This is a genomic window from Paenirhizobium selenitireducens ATCC BAA-1503, assembly GCF_000518785.1.
In the GTDB taxonomy this organism is placed as follows: domain Bacteria; phylum Pseudomonadota; class Alphaproteobacteria; order Rhizobiales; family Rhizobiaceae; genus Allorhizobium; species Allorhizobium selenitireducens.
In genome coordinates, this window is the sequence record NZ_JAEG01000018.1 from 25,702 (window position 1) to 42,392 (window position 16,691).

At 64.9% G+C, this 16,691-nt stretch carries 18 protein-coding genes; 13 read left to right on the plus strand and 5 right to left on the minus strand.

Going from position 1 to position 16,691, the window contains the following annotated elements:
* Nucleotides 1–480 precede the first annotated feature (480 nt).
* Entirely contained in the window at nucleotides 481–2,427 is a 1,947-nt protein-coding gene (locus L867_RS25755) for a putative bifunctional diguanylate cyclase/phosphodiesterase (protein WP_169734099.1), read from the plus strand.
* A gap of 83 nt (nucleotides 2,428–2,510) precedes the next feature.
* Here L867_RS25755 and L867_RS0119000 read toward each other — a convergent pair whose 3' ends face one another.
* The 3 genes from L867_RS0119000 to L867_RS0119010 all read right to left on the minus strand — a co-directional run bounded on the left by L867_RS0119000 (nucleotide 2,511) and on the right by L867_RS0119010 (nucleotide 6,248).
* Nucleotides 2,511–3,797, minus strand: coding sequence for an NAD(P)/FAD-dependent oxidoreductase (locus tag L867_RS0119000; RefSeq protein ID WP_028738341.1), 1,287 nt, complete (start codon nucleotides 3,795–3,797; stop codon nucleotides 2,511–2,513).
* Nucleotides 3,798–3,960: 163 nt separating this feature from the next.
* The gene (locus tag L867_RS25760) at nucleotides 3,961–5,103 is read right to left on the minus strand and encodes an AI-2E family transporter (protein WP_084638638.1); all 1,143 of its coding nucleotides are present in this window, start codon (nucleotides 5,101–5,103) and stop codon (nucleotides 3,961–3,963) included.
* A 155-nt stretch (nucleotides 5,104–5,258) separates the two neighbouring features.
* The gene (locus tag L867_RS0119010) at nucleotides 5,259–6,248 is read right to left on the minus strand and encodes a zinc-dependent alcohol dehydrogenase family protein (protein WP_028738342.1); all 990 of its coding nucleotides are present in this window, start codon (nucleotides 6,246–6,248) and stop codon (nucleotides 5,259–5,261) included.
* A gap of 106 nt (nucleotides 6,249–6,354) precedes the next feature.
* Here L867_RS0119010 and L867_RS0119015 point away from each other — a divergent pair, with 106 nt between their 5' ends.
* Nucleotides 6,355–7,206, plus strand: a complete 852-nt coding sequence (locus L867_RS0119015; RefSeq protein ID WP_037173903.1) for a LysR family transcriptional regulator — start codon at nucleotides 6,355–6,357, stop codon at nucleotides 7,204–7,206.
* 46 nt (nucleotides 7,207–7,252) lie between these two features.
* Here the strand turns inward: L867_RS0119015 and L867_RS0119020 are convergent, their stop codons facing one another.
* Nucleotides 7,253–8,101, minus strand: coding sequence for an SDR family oxidoreductase (locus L867_RS0119020; protein ID WP_028738344.1), 849 nt, complete (start codon nucleotides 8,099–8,101; stop codon nucleotides 7,253–7,255).
* Between the two features lie 94 nt (nucleotides 8,102–8,195).
* Here L867_RS0119020 and L867_RS25765 point away from each other — a divergent pair, with 94 nt between their 5' ends.
* Nucleotides 8,196–9,128: an AraC family transcriptional regulator gene (locus L867_RS25765; protein ID WP_037173905.1), complete on the plus strand. Its 933-nt coding sequence runs from the start codon at nucleotides 8,196–8,198 to the stop codon at nucleotides 9,126–9,128.
* Here the strand turns inward: L867_RS25765 and L867_RS0119030 are convergent.
* The gene (locus L867_RS0119030; protein WP_408605996.1) at nucleotides 9,115–10,080 is read right to left on the minus strand and encodes a VOC family protein; all 966 of its coding nucleotides are present in this window, start codon (nucleotides 10,078–10,080) and stop codon (nucleotides 9,115–9,117) included. The two genes, L867_RS25765 and L867_RS0119030, sit on opposite strands and share 14 nt — an antisense overlap.
* A gap of 226 nt (nucleotides 10,081–10,306) precedes the next feature.
* On the opposite strand from L867_RS0119030, the gene L867_RS0119035 reads away from it, so the two are divergent.
* The 10 genes from L867_RS0119035 (at nucleotide 10,307) to L867_RS0119080 (ending at nucleotide 16,614) form a co-directional block, all read left to right on the plus strand.
* Nucleotides 10,307–10,717 (plus strand): universal stress protein, encoded by a 411-nt coding sequence (locus L867_RS0119035; protein WP_028738346.1) that lies wholly within the window; start codon nucleotides 10,307–10,309, stop codon nucleotides 10,715–10,717.
* Nucleotides 10,718–10,774: 57 nt separating this feature from the next.
* Nucleotides 10,775–11,095, plus strand: a complete 321-nt coding sequence (locus L867_RS0119040; protein ID WP_028738347.1) for a TraR/DksA family transcriptional regulator — start codon at nucleotides 10,775–10,777, stop codon at nucleotides 11,093–11,095.
* Between the two features lie 95 nt (nucleotides 11,096–11,190).
* Nucleotides 11,191–12,003: an ArsR/SmtB family transcription factor gene (locus L867_RS0119045; protein WP_232363971.1), complete on the plus strand. Its 813-nt coding sequence runs from the start codon at nucleotides 11,191–11,193 to the stop codon at nucleotides 12,001–12,003.
* A gap of 24 nt (nucleotides 12,004–12,027) precedes the next feature.
* Nucleotides 12,028–12,420, plus strand: a complete 393-nt coding sequence (locus L867_RS0119050; protein WP_028738349.1) for an MAPEG family protein — start codon at nucleotides 12,028–12,030, stop codon at nucleotides 12,418–12,420.
* Between the two features lie 121 nt (nucleotides 12,421–12,541).
* Entirely contained in the window at nucleotides 12,542–13,468 is a 927-nt protein-coding gene (locus L867_RS25770; RefSeq protein ID WP_051439095.1) for a metal-dependent hydrolase, read from the plus strand.
* Between the two features lie 10 nt (nucleotides 13,469–13,478).
* The gene (locus L867_RS0119060; protein WP_028738350.1) at nucleotides 13,479–14,294 is read left to right on the plus strand and encodes a class I SAM-dependent methyltransferase; all 816 of its coding nucleotides are present in this window, start codon (nucleotides 13,479–13,481) and stop codon (nucleotides 14,292–14,294) included.
* A 251-nt stretch (nucleotides 14,295–14,545) separates the two neighbouring features.
* Nucleotides 14,546–14,794, plus strand: a complete 249-nt coding sequence (locus L867_RS0119065) for a type II toxin-antitoxin system ParD family antitoxin (protein WP_028738351.1) — start codon at nucleotides 14,546–14,548, stop codon at nucleotides 14,792–14,794.
* Nucleotides 14,791–15,081 carry a type II toxin-antitoxin system RelE/ParE family toxin gene (locus L867_RS0119070; protein WP_028738352.1) on the plus strand — a complete coding sequence of 97 codons (291 nt, stop codon included), beginning with the start codon at nucleotides 14,791–14,793 and terminating at the stop codon, nucleotides 15,079–15,081. The genes L867_RS0119065 and L867_RS0119070 overlap by 4 nt, the downstream gene beginning before the upstream one ends.
* Before the next feature lie 398 nt (nucleotides 15,082–15,479).
* Nucleotides 15,480–16,340 carry a hypothetical protein gene (locus L867_RS0119075; RefSeq protein ID WP_146086596.1) on the plus strand — a complete coding sequence of 287 codons (861 nt, stop codon included), beginning with the start codon at nucleotides 15,480–15,482 and terminating at the stop codon, nucleotides 16,338–16,340.
* Between the two features lie 43 nt (nucleotides 16,341–16,383).
* Nucleotides 16,384–16,614 carry a hypothetical protein gene (locus tag L867_RS0119080; RefSeq protein ID WP_028738354.1) on the plus strand — a complete coding sequence of 77 codons (231 nt, stop codon included), beginning with the start codon at nucleotides 16,384–16,386 and terminating at the stop codon, nucleotides 16,612–16,614.
* Nucleotides 16,615–16,691 lie beyond the last annotated feature (77 nt).

Here is a 16,691-nt window from a genome sequence, read left to right on the forward strand (position 1 = left end):
TTCGCAAAGTGGAGTAAAAAAGTCTTAATTCGATGCGCTCAGATCGCAAACATGACTGCATGTGTCAAGATATAAACTCGACGGATCCCCCCGCGAATTTGTGGGTATCCCGACGTCCCGGGTCGAGCCGGGGAGTGGCGGCGCCAAAGGCCACAGGATGGCCCGTTCGGAGCTTGTTTCGATCAGCCCAACGACCTGCCGATCGGTGCGCCGGCCGAGACGATAGAGATCAACATGCGCTGGGCGTTCGGCGCGCGGGACCTGCCGTCCCTGCGGGAGCCCAGGGACGGCATCCTGATGTGATGCTGCGCGTGATTCGTTCGAAGGCGCTCAAACAGCCTTTCCTGATGCGTTTATGATTCCTAAACGCATGACTGCTACATCTGGCGTGTCTGAATGGATCCGGTTGCGATCCCGCGTGGCATGAGGGCTGGTTCAAGACACGGTGCTTTCGATCTTTCTGTCACCTTGTGGACCGTCATGACTCTCATGCCCCATACCCGACGCCCGGCGGCGGCAGCGATCCCTGGATCGGATGCCGATATCGCGGAACTTCCGCCGGAGTCGATCCGCGACGGGATGGCGCGCGCCTTCGGCCCGATCATCCGCGGCTTCCTGGTTCCGGTCTTCGTCTTCTATGTGAGCATCGGCATACCGCATCTCATGCTGCGATCGCCTGCGGACGCCGCCCTGCTGTTCTCGCTGTCGGCAGCGACGGCGGCGGTCGCGTTTTTCTTTCGCCGGTCACTGCGGCTGAAGGACGCTGGCTTTTCAAGGCTCGAGCTGATCGGCTTCGTCGTGCTGATGCTGATCTATCTCAACACCTGCGCCTTGCTCTACGTCGACTTCCACCCGGCGAACCTGATCTATTTCCTGCTGCTGATGATGCTGGCCTCCGCGGTCGGCATCAGCATCCGCGTGGTGACGGGGGTGAGCTTCATTACGCTGGCCACGATGCTGGCACTCGCCTACGCCCTCGGCAGCGAGGCTTTCTTCTACTATTCCTTCGTCAGTCTCGCCGGAGCCTTCAGCGCGGTCGGCCTGGCCATATTGATGCGCGGTGCGGTCCTGAAGGCGGTTCGTTCGCGCCTGCTGGCCGAGCGCCTGCGCGAACGCGCCGAGCAGCAGGCGGATTTTGACGCGTTGACCGGACTGCCCAACCGCCGCAACTTCTTCGCCACCCTCGAGCAACTGATCGGCGGCAATCCCGTGCCTGGCGCCGGCGTGCAGGTTGGGATCATCGATCTCGACGGCTTCAAGCCGGTCAACGATCTCTACGGCCATGCGGTTGGCGACGACCTGCTGGTCGAGGTCGGCCGGCGCATCCGCCGCGCCTGTCCGCCCGATTATCTGGTGGCCCGTCTTGGCGGCGACGAGTTCGCGCTTGCCGTCAACCGACCGTTTTCCGAAGATGGGCTCGTCTTTCTCGGTTCATCGATCTGTGACGCGCTGCGCCGGCCGTTCGTCATTTCCGGCATCAGCATTTCGATCTCGGCCTCGGTGGGCTTTGCTCGCCATCCGCAGAATGGCCGGACCGTGCGCGAGATCTATGAGCGGGCCGACCATGCCCTCTACCAGGCCAAGCGCTCGACCCGGGGCGATGTCATGATCTTCTCGGCGCGGCACGAGGCGGAGATGAACGATCTCGGGCGGATCGAGCAGACCTTGCGCGGCGTCGATCTCGTGCGGGAATTCTCGGTGGCCTTCCAGCCGCAATTCGACGTCATGCAGCAACGCATATCGGGCTTCGAGGCTCTGGCGCGCTGGGACAGCCCGGCACTCGGCACGGTCAGCCCCACCCTGTTCATCGCCGCTGCGGAACGCACCGGCCTGATGGAACGCATCACCGGCATTCTCCTGGAAAAGGCACTGGCCGCGGCGCGAACCTGGCCGGACAACGTATCGCTGTCCTTCAACCTCTCGGCCCTCGACCTCGTCTCCAGTCGTTCGATCGACAATATTTCCCGCATCGTCCGCGCAAGCGGCATCGATCCGCAGCGCCTGACCTTCGAGATCACGGAGACGGCCGTAATGACCGATTTCGAGCGCGCAAGGCTTTCGCTCGTGGTGCTGGCGGGCATGGGCTGCCGCATCGCGCTCGACGATTTCGGCTCCGGCTATTCGAGCTTTGCCTATATCCACCGGTTCCCGCTGCACCGGATCAAGACTGACCGCTGCTTCGTCACCCGACTTGCCGAGGACGATGCCGTCGGCCACAACATCCTGAAGGCGATCGCCGACCTTTCCGCCGATCTGGGGCTGGAATGCCTGGCGGAGGGAGTCGAGACGAAAGAGGAATTGCGGACCGTGCAGTCGGCCGGCATCCGCTACATCCAGGGCTATCTGTTTGGCAAGCCGATGAGCACGGCCGAGGCCGGCGAACGCCTGGCCGGTGAGGCCGCACTCGGCGCACGTGGCGCCGTTTGAGCCGATTGCCGGCCCGCGTCGGCCGGTCGGCATCTTCACCGTGCGCCACGTCTCCCGAGGGGGAGACGTGGCAGGCAAAGACATCAGTCGTCGAACTTGACGGCCTTCAGCTTGTCGATGCCGAGGACCTGCAGTGCCAGCTTTTCGTAGAAGGGCTCGGCCATGCCGCTCTTGATCTTGTGCAGGAAGTATTTCTCGAAGCCGATCTTGGCGGCATGCACCCACTTGCCCTGCGACGACCAGTTGACGTTGCGCGGCGGGATCTGCGGCTGGGCCACGAAGGCGATGCCCCCGTCGCCGAAGTCGGCCAGGCACACCGCATTCCAGCTGCCCTCGGCATTCGGCTTTTCGCCGCGCACCAGCCTGGCGATGTTCTTGGCGGTCGCCGTCACCATGCTCTCGATCATGAAGCCCGTCTTCGGCACGCCGACCGGAACCGGCGTCTTGCCGGTAGGCGCGATCGCCACGCAGACGCCGACGGCAAAGACGTTCTGGTACTTGCCGTTCTGCTGGTGCTTGTCGACCAGGATGAAGCCGCGCGGATTGGTCAGCCCCTCGATGTCGCGCACCGCCTCGACGCCGCGGAAGGCCGGCAGCATCATCGTGTAGGCGGATGCGACCTCGTGGATCGTCTTGGTCGAGCCGTCCTCGTTGACCTCCTCGACCGTCACCTTGTCGGCCTCGAACTTCTGCACCTTGGAATTGCAGATCCACTTGATGTGCTTGGAGCGCATCGCGCTTTCGAGCAGGCCCTTGGTGTCGCCCACCCCGTCGAGGCCGAGATGGCCGATATAGGGTTCGGAGGTGACGAAGGTCATCGGCACCTTGTCGCGCACCTTGGCGTCGCGCAGGGCCTTTTCCAGGATGAAGGCGAATTCATAGGCCGGGCCGTAGCAGGATGCGCCCTGCACGGCGCCGATCACGACCGGACCCGGCTTGGCGACCAGCTTGTCGAAGGCGTCCTTGGCCGACAGCGCATGGTCGATATGGCAGACCGACTGGGTGTTGGCCGCGGGCCCGAAGCCGGGGATCTCGTCGAAGGCGAGTTCCGGGCCGGTGGCGATGACCAGGTAGTCGTAGTCGACGAACGTGCCGTCCATGAGTTCGATGCGGTTGTCGGCGGCGTGCAGGCGCTTGGCACCCTGCGGATAGAGGCCGATGTCGCGCTTCTTGCAGGCCGGCTCGAGGTCGACTTCGATGCTGGCGCGGTCGCGCCAGCCGACGGCCACCCACGGGTTGGACGGGACGAAGGAATATTTCGAGCCCTTGTTGATGATGCTGACCCTGTCGCCTTGCGACAGGTTGTCCCTCAATTCATAGGCCATGATGGTACCGCCAAGACCGGCACCGAGAACGACGACATGCGCCATGAAGCAACCTCCCATTTGCTGCAGAAAAATATATATTAAACAGTATATACGAAGCTTCGTAGATATAATTTGATGTTTGTCAATTTTTGTAGAAATATTATGCCTCGCTGTCGGGCGGGGCCAATGGCAGCAGAAGGGTTGAGAAATCGGGGCGGGAAGGGCGTTATCCGGGGAGTTTCGGCTGAACGCGGCTCTGCGGCAACATCTCGTTGGCGATGGTCATGGCGATCAGCGACAGCGGCACGGCCAGCACGGCACCCACCGCGCCCCACATCCAGGTCCAGAAGACGATGGCGACGAACACCATGAAGGGGTTGATCTCCAGCCGGCGCCCCATGACCGCTGGCGTCACCAGGTTCTCCATGATCGCATGCACGGTGAAGAAGGCGAGGGCAGGCGCCAGCGCCACCAGCAGCCCGTCATGGGTGAGCAGGCCCGAGATCGCCAGCGACAGCGTCATCACTGCGATGCCGAGATAGGGCACGAAGCTCGACAGAAAGGCGAACAGGCCCCACAGCCCCGGCATCGGCAAGCCGCCCGCCCAGGCGATCAGCGTCATCACCACGCCCGCCGCCGCATAGAGCAGGGTCGCGGTGGCGAAGTAGAAACCAAGCGATTGCTCGATCGAATTGAGGATGCGGATCGCCGAAAGACGCCGGCCGCGATCGTTGAAGGCAATGATCAGGGCGCGGCGCAGCGCCAGCCGGCTGCCGAGGAAGAAGACCAGCGCGCCGAAGAAGATCAGGCCCTGCACCAGCGCCGGCGTCACGCGCGTCGCCAGTGTCGAGAGCACGGCGCCCATGTTCTCGATCAGCGCTTCCGGGGTCAGCGGGCCGGAGCGGAATGTCGCGGCGGTGACGTTCAGCCACTCGAAGCGCTCCAGATAGGGCAACATGCGCTCGATGGTACGCTCGAGCATGGCCGGGGCTTCGGCCGCCAGTTCGGCAAGCGGCGTTGCCAGCGTGTTGGCGATGAAGAACAGCAGGAAGGCAAAGAGCGAGGTGAGGATCACCGCCGTTGCCATCGGCGGAATGCCGAGCCTGCCCAGCCGGTCGGCCGCCACCCCGAGGATCAGCCCGACGACGATGGCGAGCGTGATCGGCATCAGCACGCTGGCCGTCAGATAGACGGCGGCGACGGCGAGGATGAGGAAGATCCCGATCACCGCCCAGATCAGCGCCAGGTCGAGCGCGGTCTTGCGCACCTTGATCCGGTGGGGCGTCTTGCGGCGCGCGCGTTCGGCGGCCCAGGCGGCGTTCTCCATCGCCTCGCGGCCGCTCGCCGGTCCGTGCGCCCTGTCGTTCATTTAGAAAGTCCCCGATGCATCTGCGCCACAACGCGGCACGGGGCGGAGTGTTCCATCGGGGGGGGCTGCGTCCATGGTGCCTCGACGGCTCCACAAGCCCGTCCGTCAGTAGGGATCGGGGATGCCGGGCAAGAAGCCGGCATCCCCGGCCGTCGTCAATCCACGTCGATCACCAGCTTTCCTTCCGCGCCGCGGGTCTCGATCAGATCGTGCGCCTCGGCGGCGGTCGACAGGTCGAACGTCCTTTGATCGAGCTTCGGCAACAGCTTGCCTGCCTCGGCGAGCCCGGTCGCTTCCCGCAGGATTGCACCGTGATGGTCGCGGCCTTCGCCGGTCAAAAGCGGCAGGAGCGTGAACACGCCGGAATAGGTCGCCGCCTTGAAGGACAGCGGCGCCAGCGCATGCGTGCCCCAGCCGAGGCTGCTCACCACATGGCCGAAGCGCTTGGCGGCCCTGAACGCGGCGTCGAGCGAGGCGCCGCCGACCGTGTCGTAGACGACGTCGAAACCCTGTCCGCCGGTGTGTTTCGCCACATAGGCCTCGACCTCTTCGGAGGCATAGTCGATCGGCACCGCGCCGAGGCTTCTGATGTCATCGGCCTTGCCGGCGGTATCGACGCCGTAGACGGTGGCGCCAAAAGCCCGGGCGATCTGCACGGCGATGTGGCCGACCCCGCCGCCCGCTCCGAGCACGAGTACCGTCTGGCCGGCCTTGACGCCGACGCGGTCGACCAGGCCTTCCCAGGCGGTGATGAAGGCCAGCGGAAGCGCGGCGGCCTCGCGCAGGCTGAGCGTCGCGGGCTTCACGGCCAGAAGCCGGGCGTCGACGGCGGCATATTGGGCCAGCGATCCCTGGTTGCCGCCGACCCCGCCGGTCATGCCATAGACCTCGTCGCCGCGGCGAAAGCCGGTGACGCCCGGGCCGATTTCCTCCACCGTGCCGGCCAGGTCGATGCCGAGGATGGCCGGCAACGGCTGGCGGGCATGCGCCGCCTGGCCTGCGCGGATCTTCGTGTCGAGCGGGTTCACGCCGCTGGCCCGGATGCGCACGAGCACCTGACCTTCCGCGGCCACCGGCCGGGCGACTTCGGTCAGGCGGAAGGGCGCGCCATGGGTTTCGAGAACAAGGGCTTTCATCTGGGTCATTGCCATCACTCCTTTGGATTTGCGATGGGCAAAGAGTGCGCCTGAGTGGATTGAATGGAAATCATAGAGGTGGCATGATCTCCATGCAGTCTTGTATGGGGGCCTCATGACGCCGGAATGGAGCGACTTTCGCATTTTCCTTGCCATCGCCCGGGCCGGCACGCTCGGCGCCGGCGCCCGCCGGCTCGGGCTGACGCAGCCGACCATGGGCCGGCGGCTGAAGGCGCTGGAAGGCGCGCTCGGCACGGTGCTGTTCCAGAGAACCGCCGACGGCTTCGTGCTGACCGACGAGGGCCGGCTGCTTCTTTCCCATGCCGAACGCATGGAGGAGGAGACGATCGCCGTCGAACGCGGCCTCGCCGGCAGCGCGAAGGAGCTCGACGGGCTGGTCCGGATCTCCAGCTCGGACTGGTTCGGTGTCCATGTCCTTTCGCCGCTGCTCGCCGGCTTCTCGCTGCGGCATCCCAAGGTGGTGGTCGAACTGCTGACGGATTCCCGCCTGCTGAACCTGTCGCGGCGCGAGGCCGATCTCGTCTTCCGCATCCGCCCCTTCACCGAGGTGGACGTCGTCTCCCGCAAGTTCATGCATGTCGATTATGCGCTCTATGTGCCGCAGCACTCTCCTGATCCGTGCGTCGGCGACGGGGAGGGGTTGAGCCTCGTGACGATGGACGAGGTCTTCGGCGACATGCCGGATGTCTCCTGGCTCCGCGAAACCTTCCCCCATGCCGTCGTCGCCCTGCGCAGCAACAGCCGGGACGTGCAGGCGCGCCTCTGCGCCGGCGGGGCGGGCATGGCGGTCCTGCCGGTGCCGCTCGGCGACAGCACGCCCGGCATCCGCCGCGTTGCCCTGCCTTCGCCGCCGCCCGGCCGCGACACCTGGCTCGGCTACCACCGCGACATGCGCCGGCTGCCGCGACTGCGCGCCCTCATCGACCACCTGATCGCCGCAGGCTGAGTGAGGGCAGCCCGGCGGCGGCCCGGGGCCGTTTCGAGCCCCGGCCTCATGCCTTCCCGCGCCATGCTGTCTGGCCCGTCAGCGCCCGCATGCCCGCCAGATACTGCTCTTCCGAGGTCGACCAGCGCAGCCGGGCATATTCCTCCACGTCCGGCCCGACCACGTAGCGCAGGCGATCCGACTCATCCTTGGCTGCGTCGAAGATCGCCTCGACCACCGACTGCTCCGCGGTCGAGGGGAAGGGATAGTCGACCATCGACTGCAGGGCGTGGTCGAAATAGGCCTGGTAGCCGGCCGGTACGGGCGCCGCCTGCGATGCCGCCATGCCGGTGCCGACGAAGTTGGTGGCCAGCATCGCCCCGGGCTCGATCAGCTTGACGCGCACATTCTGCGATTCCAGCTCGTAGGACAGCGATTCCGTCAGGCCTTCCACGGCCTGTTTCGAGGCGACATAGATCGACAGCAGCGGTACTGCGGCGATGCCCACGCCGGAGCTCACATTGACGATCGTACCGCCGCCGCGCCGGCGCAGATGCGGCAGGGCCTGGCGGATCACGTTCATCGTGCCGAAGACATTGGTCTCGAAGATGCGGTGGATCGCTTCGTCCGGCGTCGCCTCGAAGACCGACACCATGGTGATGCCGGCATTGTTGACGACGGCGTCAAGCCCGCCGAAACGGTCCACGCCGGCCTGGATCGCCGCCTCGATGCTGGCAGGGTCGGCGACGTCGAGGGCGGCTTCCAGGATCCGCTCGGGATATTCGCCCGCCAGCGCGCCGTCCGGCTTGCGCATGGTGGCAATCACGCTCCAGCCGTTTGCGGCAAAATGCCGGGCGGTGATCTTGCCGAGGCCCGACGAGCAGCCGGTAATGAGAATGGTCTTGGTCTTGGTCATGTGCTTGGCTCCTTTTTGGTTGCCAGGCTTGACTACTTCGTCCAATTGCCGCTTTCTATAATGCCAAGTCCGAATATCATTATGGATCGTCCCGATGGATGCGTTGACCGATGTCATAGGCCTGCTGCGCCCGGAGACCGTGCTGCTCGGCGGCATGGCCGGCGCCGGACGCTGGGGCGTGCGCGTGCCCGAGCAGCCGGGCCCGACCTTCTACCTCGTCACCGAAGGCCGCTGCTGGTTCCAGGCGGAGGAGGGCGGCCCGCTCGAGCTTGGCGCCGGCGACTACGTTCTCTCGGCCCGGCCGCGCGAGGACTCGTTCGTCAGTGCGCCGGGCGTCAGGACGGAACTGTCGGACGATGCCTTCAAGGCGGCCCATTGGGTGGATGGCGAAGTGCGGGTCGGCGATCCGGGCCTTGCCCCGCAGACCCGCATCCTCGGCGGCCTCATCCGCTGCGACCCGGCCAATGCCGACCTGCTCATCGGCCTGCTTCCGCGCCTGGTCTGCGTCAGGGCCACCGAGCAGGCAGCCTCCCGGCTGCACACGCTCGTCGCCATCGTGCGCGAAGAGGCGGCCGATGGCCGGCCGGGTCGCGATGCGATCCTCTGCCGTCTCATCGAGGTGATGCTGATCGAGATCCTGCGACGCGCGGCGGCGGCCTGGTCGCCGCCGGTCGGTCTGCTCGGCGGCCTGGCCCATCCGCAGCTCGCCCAGGCGCTCGGTCACATCCATGCCGACGTCGCCCGCGGCTGGACGGTCGGCGAACTTGCCCGCCGCGTCGGCATGTCGCGCTCGGTCTTCGCGCGGCGTTTCTGCGAGGCCGTCGGTGTCGCGCCGGTCGAATATCTGCTGAACTGGCGCATGGCGCTGGCCAAGGACACTCTCCTGCGCCGCGGCGGTTCGCTGGACGAAATCGCCGAGGCGGTCGGCTACAGGTCGGCCAGCGCGTTCAGCACCGCCTTCAGCCGGCGAGTCGGCTGCCCGCCCAGCGAATATGTCTCGGTCTCGGCCGCCCTCACGCCGCCTTGAGCGTGAGCCCGATGCCCCAGGGGTCCTTCAGCGCATGGCCTTCCGCCGTGCGGGTGACCGGGATCTCCAGGCTCTCCAGCGTGGTCAGCGCCGTGTCGAGGGCCGTCTGGTCGTTGAAGGTCAGCGAATAGTCGGAGAGGCCCGACATTGCCCCTTGGCGGGCCGTGGCGCCGCGGCTGTTCCAGATGTTGGCGGCGATGTGGTGGTGATAGGTGCCGGCGCCGAAGAAGCTGGCGCCCGGATAGGTCGCCATCTTCTTGAGGCCGAGCACGCCTTCGTAGAAGCGGTCGGCTTCCGGGATATTGCCGACCTGCAGATGCATGTGGCCGATCGCCGCCTTGTCGCTCATGCCGGCCCAGGCGGTCTTCGGTGCGCTGTCGTAGAGGCCCTGCAGGTCGAGGCCGAGCGTTGCCATCTCCACCGTGCCGTCGGCGCGGAAATCCCAGTCTTCCGGCGCGCGGTCGCGGTAGACCTCGATGCCGTTGCCTTCCGGGTCGCTCAGGTAGATCGCCTCGGACACCAGATGGTCGGAGGCGCCGTCGAGCCGCACGCCCTGCGCCACGGCATGCGCCAGCCAGTGGCCGAGCTCTGTGCGGTCGGGCATCAGGAAGGCGGTGTGGAACAGGCCGGCGGCATTGCGCGGCGCCGGCCGCACATCGGCGCGGGTCGTCAGCGTCAGAAGCGGGCGGGCGCCGGCCCCCAGCACCACGCCGCTCATGCCCTGCTCGATCACTTTCAGGCCGAGCATGGTCTCGTAGAACTGCCGCACCCGGTCGATGTCGGAGACCACCAGATGGGCGGTGCCGACATGGATCGGCCGGGTCAGCGCAAAGCTCTGCGCCGTGTCTGTCTTGCCGGTGGAATTCATCGCATGGGCTCCTGTGGCCGAGCGGGCCGGTGTCGCGCCGGCGGCGAGGCTGGCGCCAAGCGCGAGCATGGTGCGGCGGCTGATCCGGGTCATCGTCGGTCCTTGTGGTTTTCTGTCTTCAGGGCCAGAATATGCGCCGTTCGCATCGTTCACGAAAGATCGGATCTTGGAGATGTATCGTTCGCTGAATGTTGACGGTCGGCGCCGCAAAAATTGATCCTGATCAATGCAGGGCGTCCGCCGAGGATCGATTGTGAGGCCATGGATTAGGGAGGCGGGTCCGCAGAGACCGCGTCACAAGGAGAGCAAGATGTACAAGAAAATCGTGGTTCCGGTCGATTGCGCCGCGCTCGACAAGGGCGAGAAGATCCTGCGCAAGGCCGCCCAGCTTCTCGATGCCGGCGGCGAGATCATCCTGATGACGGTGATTGAGGACATGCCCGGCTACATCACCATCGAACTGCCGGTGAACGTCGTCGAGGACGCGATCAAGGACGGCAAGGCCAAGCTGGTCGAGCTCAAGGAAAAGACCGGCATTGCCGCCCGCGTCGAGTTGCGTACCGGCGCGCCGGCCCGCGAAATCCTCGCCGCCGCCAACGAGCACGGCGCCGACCTCATCCTGGTCGCCTCGCACGTTCCCGACCTCGGCAACTACCTGATCGGCGCCACCGCCGATCGCGTCGTGCGCCATGCCAAGTGCTCGGTTCTCGTTGACCGGTGAGCCGGCGCGGACCACACTCCAGGCTCAAACAGAAGAAACAACGAGGATACACCCCGGATGAACACTGAAAAATACGAGCAGATCCTCAGGGATCGCCAGCGCGAGCTTTTCGCCCGGCTGCACAAGATCAATGCCGACATCGCCACCGGCCGCAACGCCGACAGCGAGGAGCAGGCGACCGAGGCCGAAAACGACGAGGTGCTCGACGAACTGGGCGAAGTCGGCGAGAAGGAGCTGAAGGCGATCGACGCCGCCCTCGACCGCATCACCAAGGGCACCTACGGCACCTGCGCCAAATGCGGCGAGCCGATCTCCGAGGCGCGGCTTGCGGCCGTGCCCTACGCCCCGCTCTGCCAGGAATGCGCCACCGGTCTCTGACCGTCCGCCACACAGGTCTTGGCCCCCTTTCCTGATGCGGAGAGGGGGCTTTTTGCTGCCCGGACTCCGGCGCGCCGCATAAATAGGTGACCCTATTGACACGTGACAAAAAAGTCACGTATTCTCCGGCCATGGACGACATCTTCGATGCCCTGGCGCATCCCATTCGACGCGGAATCCTGGACCGGCTGCGGCAACGCGACGGCCAGACGCTGAGCGAGCTTGAGCGCGATCAGCCGGTGACCCGCTTCGGCGTGATGAAGCATCTCGGCGTGCTGGAAGGCGCCCATCTCATCGTGACCCGCAAGGTCGGACGGGAAAAGCTGCATTATCTCAATCCGCTGCCCCTGCAGGACGTGGCGGACCGGTGGATCTCGCGCTTTGCCGCCCCCTTCGCCCGCACGCTGAGCGATCTTGCAAGCGTCGCCGAAGGAAGGAACGACAAGATGAGCAATGCCGCGCCGAAACATGTCTGGGAAACCTATATCCGCGCCACGCCCGACGCGGTCTGGGCGATCCTCACCGACGACGAGAAGACGCCGCTCTGGCAGCATTTCAACATGACGTCGCGCACCGAATGGCGGAAGGACGGGGCGATCACCTTCTTCGTCGGCGACACGCCGATGATCGTCGGCAAAGTGCTGGAGATCGAGCCTCCGCATCGTTTCGTCCATTCCTTCAGCGCGCAGTGGTCGCCCGATGTCGCCGTCGATCCGGCCTCGCGCGTCACCTGGAGCCTGGAGCCGGTCGGCGAGGGCGCCTGCAAGCTGATCCTCACCCACGACGATTTCGGCGGCGATACGGCGACCAGCCGCGCGGTCGGCGGCGGCTGGCCGGAAGCACTGTCGCGTCTGAAGACGCTGGCCGAGACCGGCGAACCCTTCTACATCGCCGCACCCGGCCGCTGAACCTTTGCCAAGGGGAAAAGACGCATGGTTCTACCTGTCCACACGATGCAGTATGCGGCGATCCTCGCCCTGATCTTCGTCGCCCTGTCGCTCTGGGTCTCCATGGGGCGGGCGAAGATGCGGGTACACCACGGCGACGGAGGCCACGTCGCGCTCAATCGCCGCATCCGCGCCCACGCCAACTTCGCCGAATACGTGCCCTTCGCGCTGCTGCTGATCGGCCTTGCCGAAATGGCGGGCGTGGGCGGCACGACCGTTCAGGCGCTGCTGGCCGTGCTGGTCGCTGCCCGTCTCGCCCATCCCTTCGGCATGACCGCGCTGGAGGGGTCGGTCCGGCAATATGCGCTGCGAGCGCCGGCCATGCTCGCCACCTGGGCCGTCATCGCGGTGGCCGCCGTCCTGCTTTTGGCGCGCTGACGGGGCTTCGGCGGCGGGCGATATTGTTCCGCCCGATTGCCCCGCCGCACGGAATTGGCTAAACATCATCCCATACGGATCGCGCTGCAACATTGCGGCGCACCAAGGCGGAGTGCGACACATGGCGATTGCAGATGCGGCCGGCCAGACGGCGCGGTGGAAGGATGCAGCCCCCGGTTCCGACGACGAGGAGATCATTCCCCGCGACATCCGTTTCGGCATCCTGGACAACCCGACCCGCCACTGGCTCGGCGGCGATTTCCACAAGACGGCCCTGATCGACGGCCTGTCCATCTTCCTGCCGGAAGGCGAGCGCTATTTCATCCGCTCGCTGAAATATTACGCGCCGAAGCTGAAGGACAAGCATCTCGCCGCCGAGATCAACGGCTATTCGGTGCAGGAGGCTTTTCACACCCGCGAGCACGAGGACTACAACCGGGCGCTCGCCAAGCTCGGCTATGACGTCGAGGCCATGGAAGCGCCGGTGATCAAGACGCTGCGCTCCGACAAGATCCCGATCTTCCGCCTGGCCGTCACCTGCGCCATCGAGCACCTGACGGCGACGCTGTCGTCGGTGACGCTGCGCAATCCGCAATTTCTCGACGATGCCTCGCCGGCCTATCGCCGCCTGTGGATGTGGCATGCGCTGGAGGAGCTGGAACACAAGGCGGTGGCGCTCGACGTCTTCGCTGCGGCGACGCCGAAATATTCCCCCTTCAAGCGCTACATGCTGCGCACCATGGCGTTCAACGCGGTGGCCTGGACCTTCCTCAAGATCGTGCTCGCCAACCTGATGCGCTTTGCCCGGACCGACGGCGTCAAGACCGGCCCGCGCTTCTGGGCGCGCCTCGTCTGGGTGCTGTTCGGCAATCCCGGCTACTGGCGCAAATGCGCGCCGCTGGTGCTGAAATATTACCTGCCGGGCTTCAACCCGGTGAACAAGGACGATCACGACCTGATCCACAAGGGCCGCGCCTGGCTCTACGATGAATTCATGGCGCTGGAGGCCGCCAAGTCCGCCCCCGCGGCCGCCCCGGCCGCCGAGTGAAAGAGCCCCGATGAGCAGCCGCCTGTTTTCCAACGTCCTCGACGTTGCCACCCTCGGCAAGTTTCCGCGCACCCAGAAATGGGTCTGGCGGCGCATCTACAACATGCTGTCGCGCTTCTGGGGCGACAAGGACTGGCGCTTCATGAACTACGGCTACGTGCCGAGCGGCGCGCCCTTTGCGCTGAAAGCCGAGGACGAGGCCGAGCGCGCCTTCATCGGCCTCTACCAGCAGGCGGTCGAGGGCCTTGCCGTCGAGGGCGCCCGCGTGCTGGAGGTCGGCTCCGGCCGCGGCGGCGGCTCGCGCTACATCGCCCGCTATCACGCCCCCGCTGCCGTCACCGGCCTCGACTATTCGCCGGAAACCGTGCGCCGGGCGCAGAAGCTCAATGCCGATACGCCGGCGCTTTCCTTCGTCCAGGGCGACGCCGAGAACCTGCCTTTTCCCGACGCCGCCTTCGACATCGTCGTCAACATCGAATCGTCGCATTGCTATGGCGACGTACCGGCCTTTGCCCGCGAGGTCGCCCGGGTGCTGAAACCCGGCGGCATCTTCACCTTCGCCGACATGCGCCCGAAGAGCCAGCTAGCGGCCCTTGACGAACAACTCGCCGCTCCCGGCCTGGAACTCATCGACAAGCGCAATATTTCCGAAAACGTCGTCGCCGCCCTCAACGCGGCCGAAGCCCGCAAACAGGCCCGCATCGGCAAGGCCTTCCTGCTGCGCCGCTTCATGACCGAATTCTCCGGCTCCAAGGGCTCGGTGCTCTACAAGGCGCTCACGGGCGGCAGCGTGGTCTACCAGGCGCGGCGGTATCGGAAGACCTGACTGCTCTTCCTCTCCCCTCTCACGGGGGTGAGGCATGGTCGGCGCAGCCGACGAAACGATCCGATGGCCGCTTCGAACGACCAACACCCGGCGCCAAAGCCAGGGGCCGGGCAGGGCGACAACCCCGTCGCCCTTCTCCCCGTTCACGGGGAGAAGGTGTCGGCAGGCGGATGAGGGGCAGTCGCCACCTTCAAATTAATTTGGCAAACTTTGCCAAATTATGCCATTTTCATCCCGGCGAGGTGACCGATATGGCGACGATGAATGTTTCCCTGCCCGATCCGATGAAGGAATGGGTGGACGCGCAAACCCGGACGGGGCGCTACAGCAATGCCAGCGACTATGTGCGTGCCCTGATCCGCCGTGACCAGGAGCGCGCCGACTCGCTGGCGCAACTGCAAGGCCTTGTCACCGAGGGGCTCGACAGCGGCGTCAGCGACCGCTCGAAGGACGACATTCTTCAAGCCGCCCGCGAACGGCTTGCCGCCACCCGGCGATGACCTATCGCACGACCGTCGAGGCCGATCGCGACATCATCGAGATCTATGTTCTCGGTGCACAGCAGTTCGGCGTGGCGCAGTCCGAGCGATACGTCGATGAGTTGTTCGACAGTTTTGAACTGCTTGCCGAAAATCCGCAGATGGCGCGCGAACGCCGCGAATTGAACCCGCCGATGCGGCTGTATCCCTATCACGCACATCTGATCGCCTATCTCGTTCGGGATGGCGACATTCTGATCGTGCGCGTCCTCCACGGCCGGCAGGATTGGCAGGGGCTGTTCGGATAGGTGGGAGGAAGGCATTGTGTGTCGGCAGGCGGATGACGAGAGGAAGGCAAAGACTGGTTTGCGCCTTCAAGTCGGTCATTACCAGCCATTGAGGTTGGCCGCCAAAACCGGACACCGTCCCCAGGCCGCCGCCTCCAGCATCCGGTTGGTGGCCTCGATAAGTTCCCAAGCTAAGCGCAGCTCGAAGTTCGGGATCAGGCGAGAACATCAGAAAGGGATCTAGGGCGAGATCGAACGGCCGATGCTCACCGACCCCACCCTGAGTTCTCTCCGTCAAAAAAGGTCAGCGGCAAAAATCGACGCAAATCGATTTGTTAGTATTTTCGGCGCAGGGTTCATGTGGAAATTCGCAAGAAAATAGAATGTTTTAAATGCTTTTTTCAGGTATGAACCCTCGATTGGCAGCGGTATTCGGCCTAATTGTCGGCGCGGCCGTAGCAGTCATTCCGATGACTGGGGTGCGGGCCGAAGGTATAGATACCAAGACGACGCATCTGATGGCGATCGGCATTTGCCCTCCGTGGAAACGGCTGGATACACAGGCATGCCGCCGCAGCGTGGATGCCATCGAGGCGGCCTTGGCCGAGCGTCTCGACATAGACGACAGGAATGTGACCACCCTTGTGAATGCCGCGGCCACGACCGAAGGTCTGAAGGCGGCTTTTGCGGGCTTGAGCGGCCTTGGCGCCAACGACCGGCTGATTATCTATGCAAACATGCACGCCGGCGCTCTCGAACCAACCGCAGAGGCGGGGCCTGACAACGACGTGTTCGTGTTGTGGACGAAGGAAAAGCCGGCCGCGATACCGTTTGCTGTCGCTGAGGGAGACTGGATCATGGCCAGCGATTTCGCCGGCTGGGTGCACGCCTTGGCGGCCGGCGAAGTGATCTTCATTCTCGACGCCTGCGACTCCGACGCCGTCACGCCCTTGTTCATCGAAGCTCATCCGCAGAACAACGCGAACCGCGCGGAAGCGGTCATCGTCTCCGCCGCGGCCTCCCAGTTTGCCAATTTCACCGCGGACCGATCGGTCGCCCTTTATTCCCAGCAGTTGGCGCAGTCGATTGCTGACGGCCGCGGCACATTTCAACAAGCCGCAGACCTTGCTGCATCGCGAACACATACTGCGGCGATCCCTATCTGCGATCTTCAGAAATCGGCGCTTGAGCAGGCGGGAATGGATCCGCTGTCGTGCGCGCAGCAGCCGACGACGCATGATCCTGAAGCTCTGCTGACCCGGATAGTCCTGCATGACTGACCGCAATGGGCAGCTATAACCTTCAAACCAAGGAGAAAATGAAATGAAGACCATTCTGATCGGACTATTTTTGACCGCCTCTGCGGCCTCGGCATTTGCCCACACCGGAGAGTGGATTACCGACGCCTGGTTGGGCACTGAAGACGTCGCCGGCGGCACCGTTTGCAAGGTAAAGACCATTGTTGTTCTGGCTCAGTCCGCCGACGATTGCGTTGCAATCGGCGGCGAAGCGACCCACACACTGGTCCGCTCGACAAAGCCCATCGCCAAGTGAGCACAAGCGGTGGTGCGGCGTTCACCGCCTCACCAACGCCTCACCAACGCTTCAGCAATTCCCGTCGATGGTGGACG

Excerpts from the sequence above, each read along its gene's own strand:
- L867_RS0119080 (WP_028738354.1), top strand. The coding sequence starts at position 16,384 with ATGAAGACCATTCTGATCGGACTATTTTTGACCGCCTCTGCGGCCTCG.
- L867_RS0119050 (WP_028738349.1), top strand. The coding sequence starts at position 12,028 with ATGGTTCTACCTGTCCACACGATGCAGTATGCGGCGATCCTCGCCCTG.
- L867_RS0119015 (WP_037173903.1), top strand. The coding sequence starts at position 6,355 with ATGACGCCGGAATGGAGCGACTTTCGCATTTTCCTTGCCATCGCCCGG.
- L867_RS25755 (WP_169734099.1), top strand. The coding sequence starts at position 481 with ATGACTCTCATGCCCCATACCCGACGCCCGGCGGCGGCAGCGATCCCT.
- L867_RS0119065 (WP_028738351.1), top strand. The coding sequence starts at position 14,546 with ATGGCGACGATGAATGTTTCCCTGCCCGATCCGATGAAGGAATGGGTG.
- L867_RS0119020 (WP_028738344.1), bottom strand. The coding sequence starts at position 8,101 with ATGACCAAGACCAAGACCATTCTCATTACCGGCTGCTCGTCGGGCCTC.
- L867_RS25760 (WP_084638638.1), bottom strand. The coding sequence starts at position 5,103 with ATGAACGACAGGGCGCACGGACCGGCGAGCGGCCGCGAGGCGATGGAG.
- L867_RS0119040 (WP_028738347.1), top strand. The coding sequence starts at position 10,775 with ATGAACACTGAAAAATACGAGCAGATCCTCAGGGATCGCCAGCGCGAG.
- L867_RS25765 (WP_037173905.1), top strand. The coding sequence starts at position 8,196 with ATGGATGCGTTGACCGATGTCATAGGCCTGCTGCGCCCGGAGACCGTG.
- L867_RS25770 (WP_051439095.1), top strand. The coding sequence starts at position 12,542 with ATGGCGATTGCAGATGCGGCCGGCCAGACGGCGCGGTGGAAGGATGCA.
- L867_RS0119000 (WP_028738341.1), bottom strand. The coding sequence starts at position 3,797 with ATGGCGCATGTCGTCGTTCTCGGTGCCGGTCTTGGCGGTACCATCATG.
- L867_RS0119010 (WP_028738342.1), bottom strand. The coding sequence starts at position 6,248 with ATGACCCAGATGAAAGCCCTTGTTCTCGAAACCCATGGCGCGCCCTTC.
- L867_RS0119070 (WP_028738352.1), top strand. The coding sequence starts at position 14,791 with ATGACCTATCGCACGACCGTCGAGGCCGATCGCGACATCATCGAGATC.
- L867_RS0119060 (WP_028738350.1), top strand. The coding sequence starts at position 13,479 with ATGAGCAGCCGCCTGTTTTCCAACGTCCTCGACGTTGCCACCCTCGGC.
- L867_RS0119035 (WP_028738346.1), top strand. The coding sequence starts at position 10,307 with ATGTACAAGAAAATCGTGGTTCCGGTCGATTGCGCCGCGCTCGACAAG.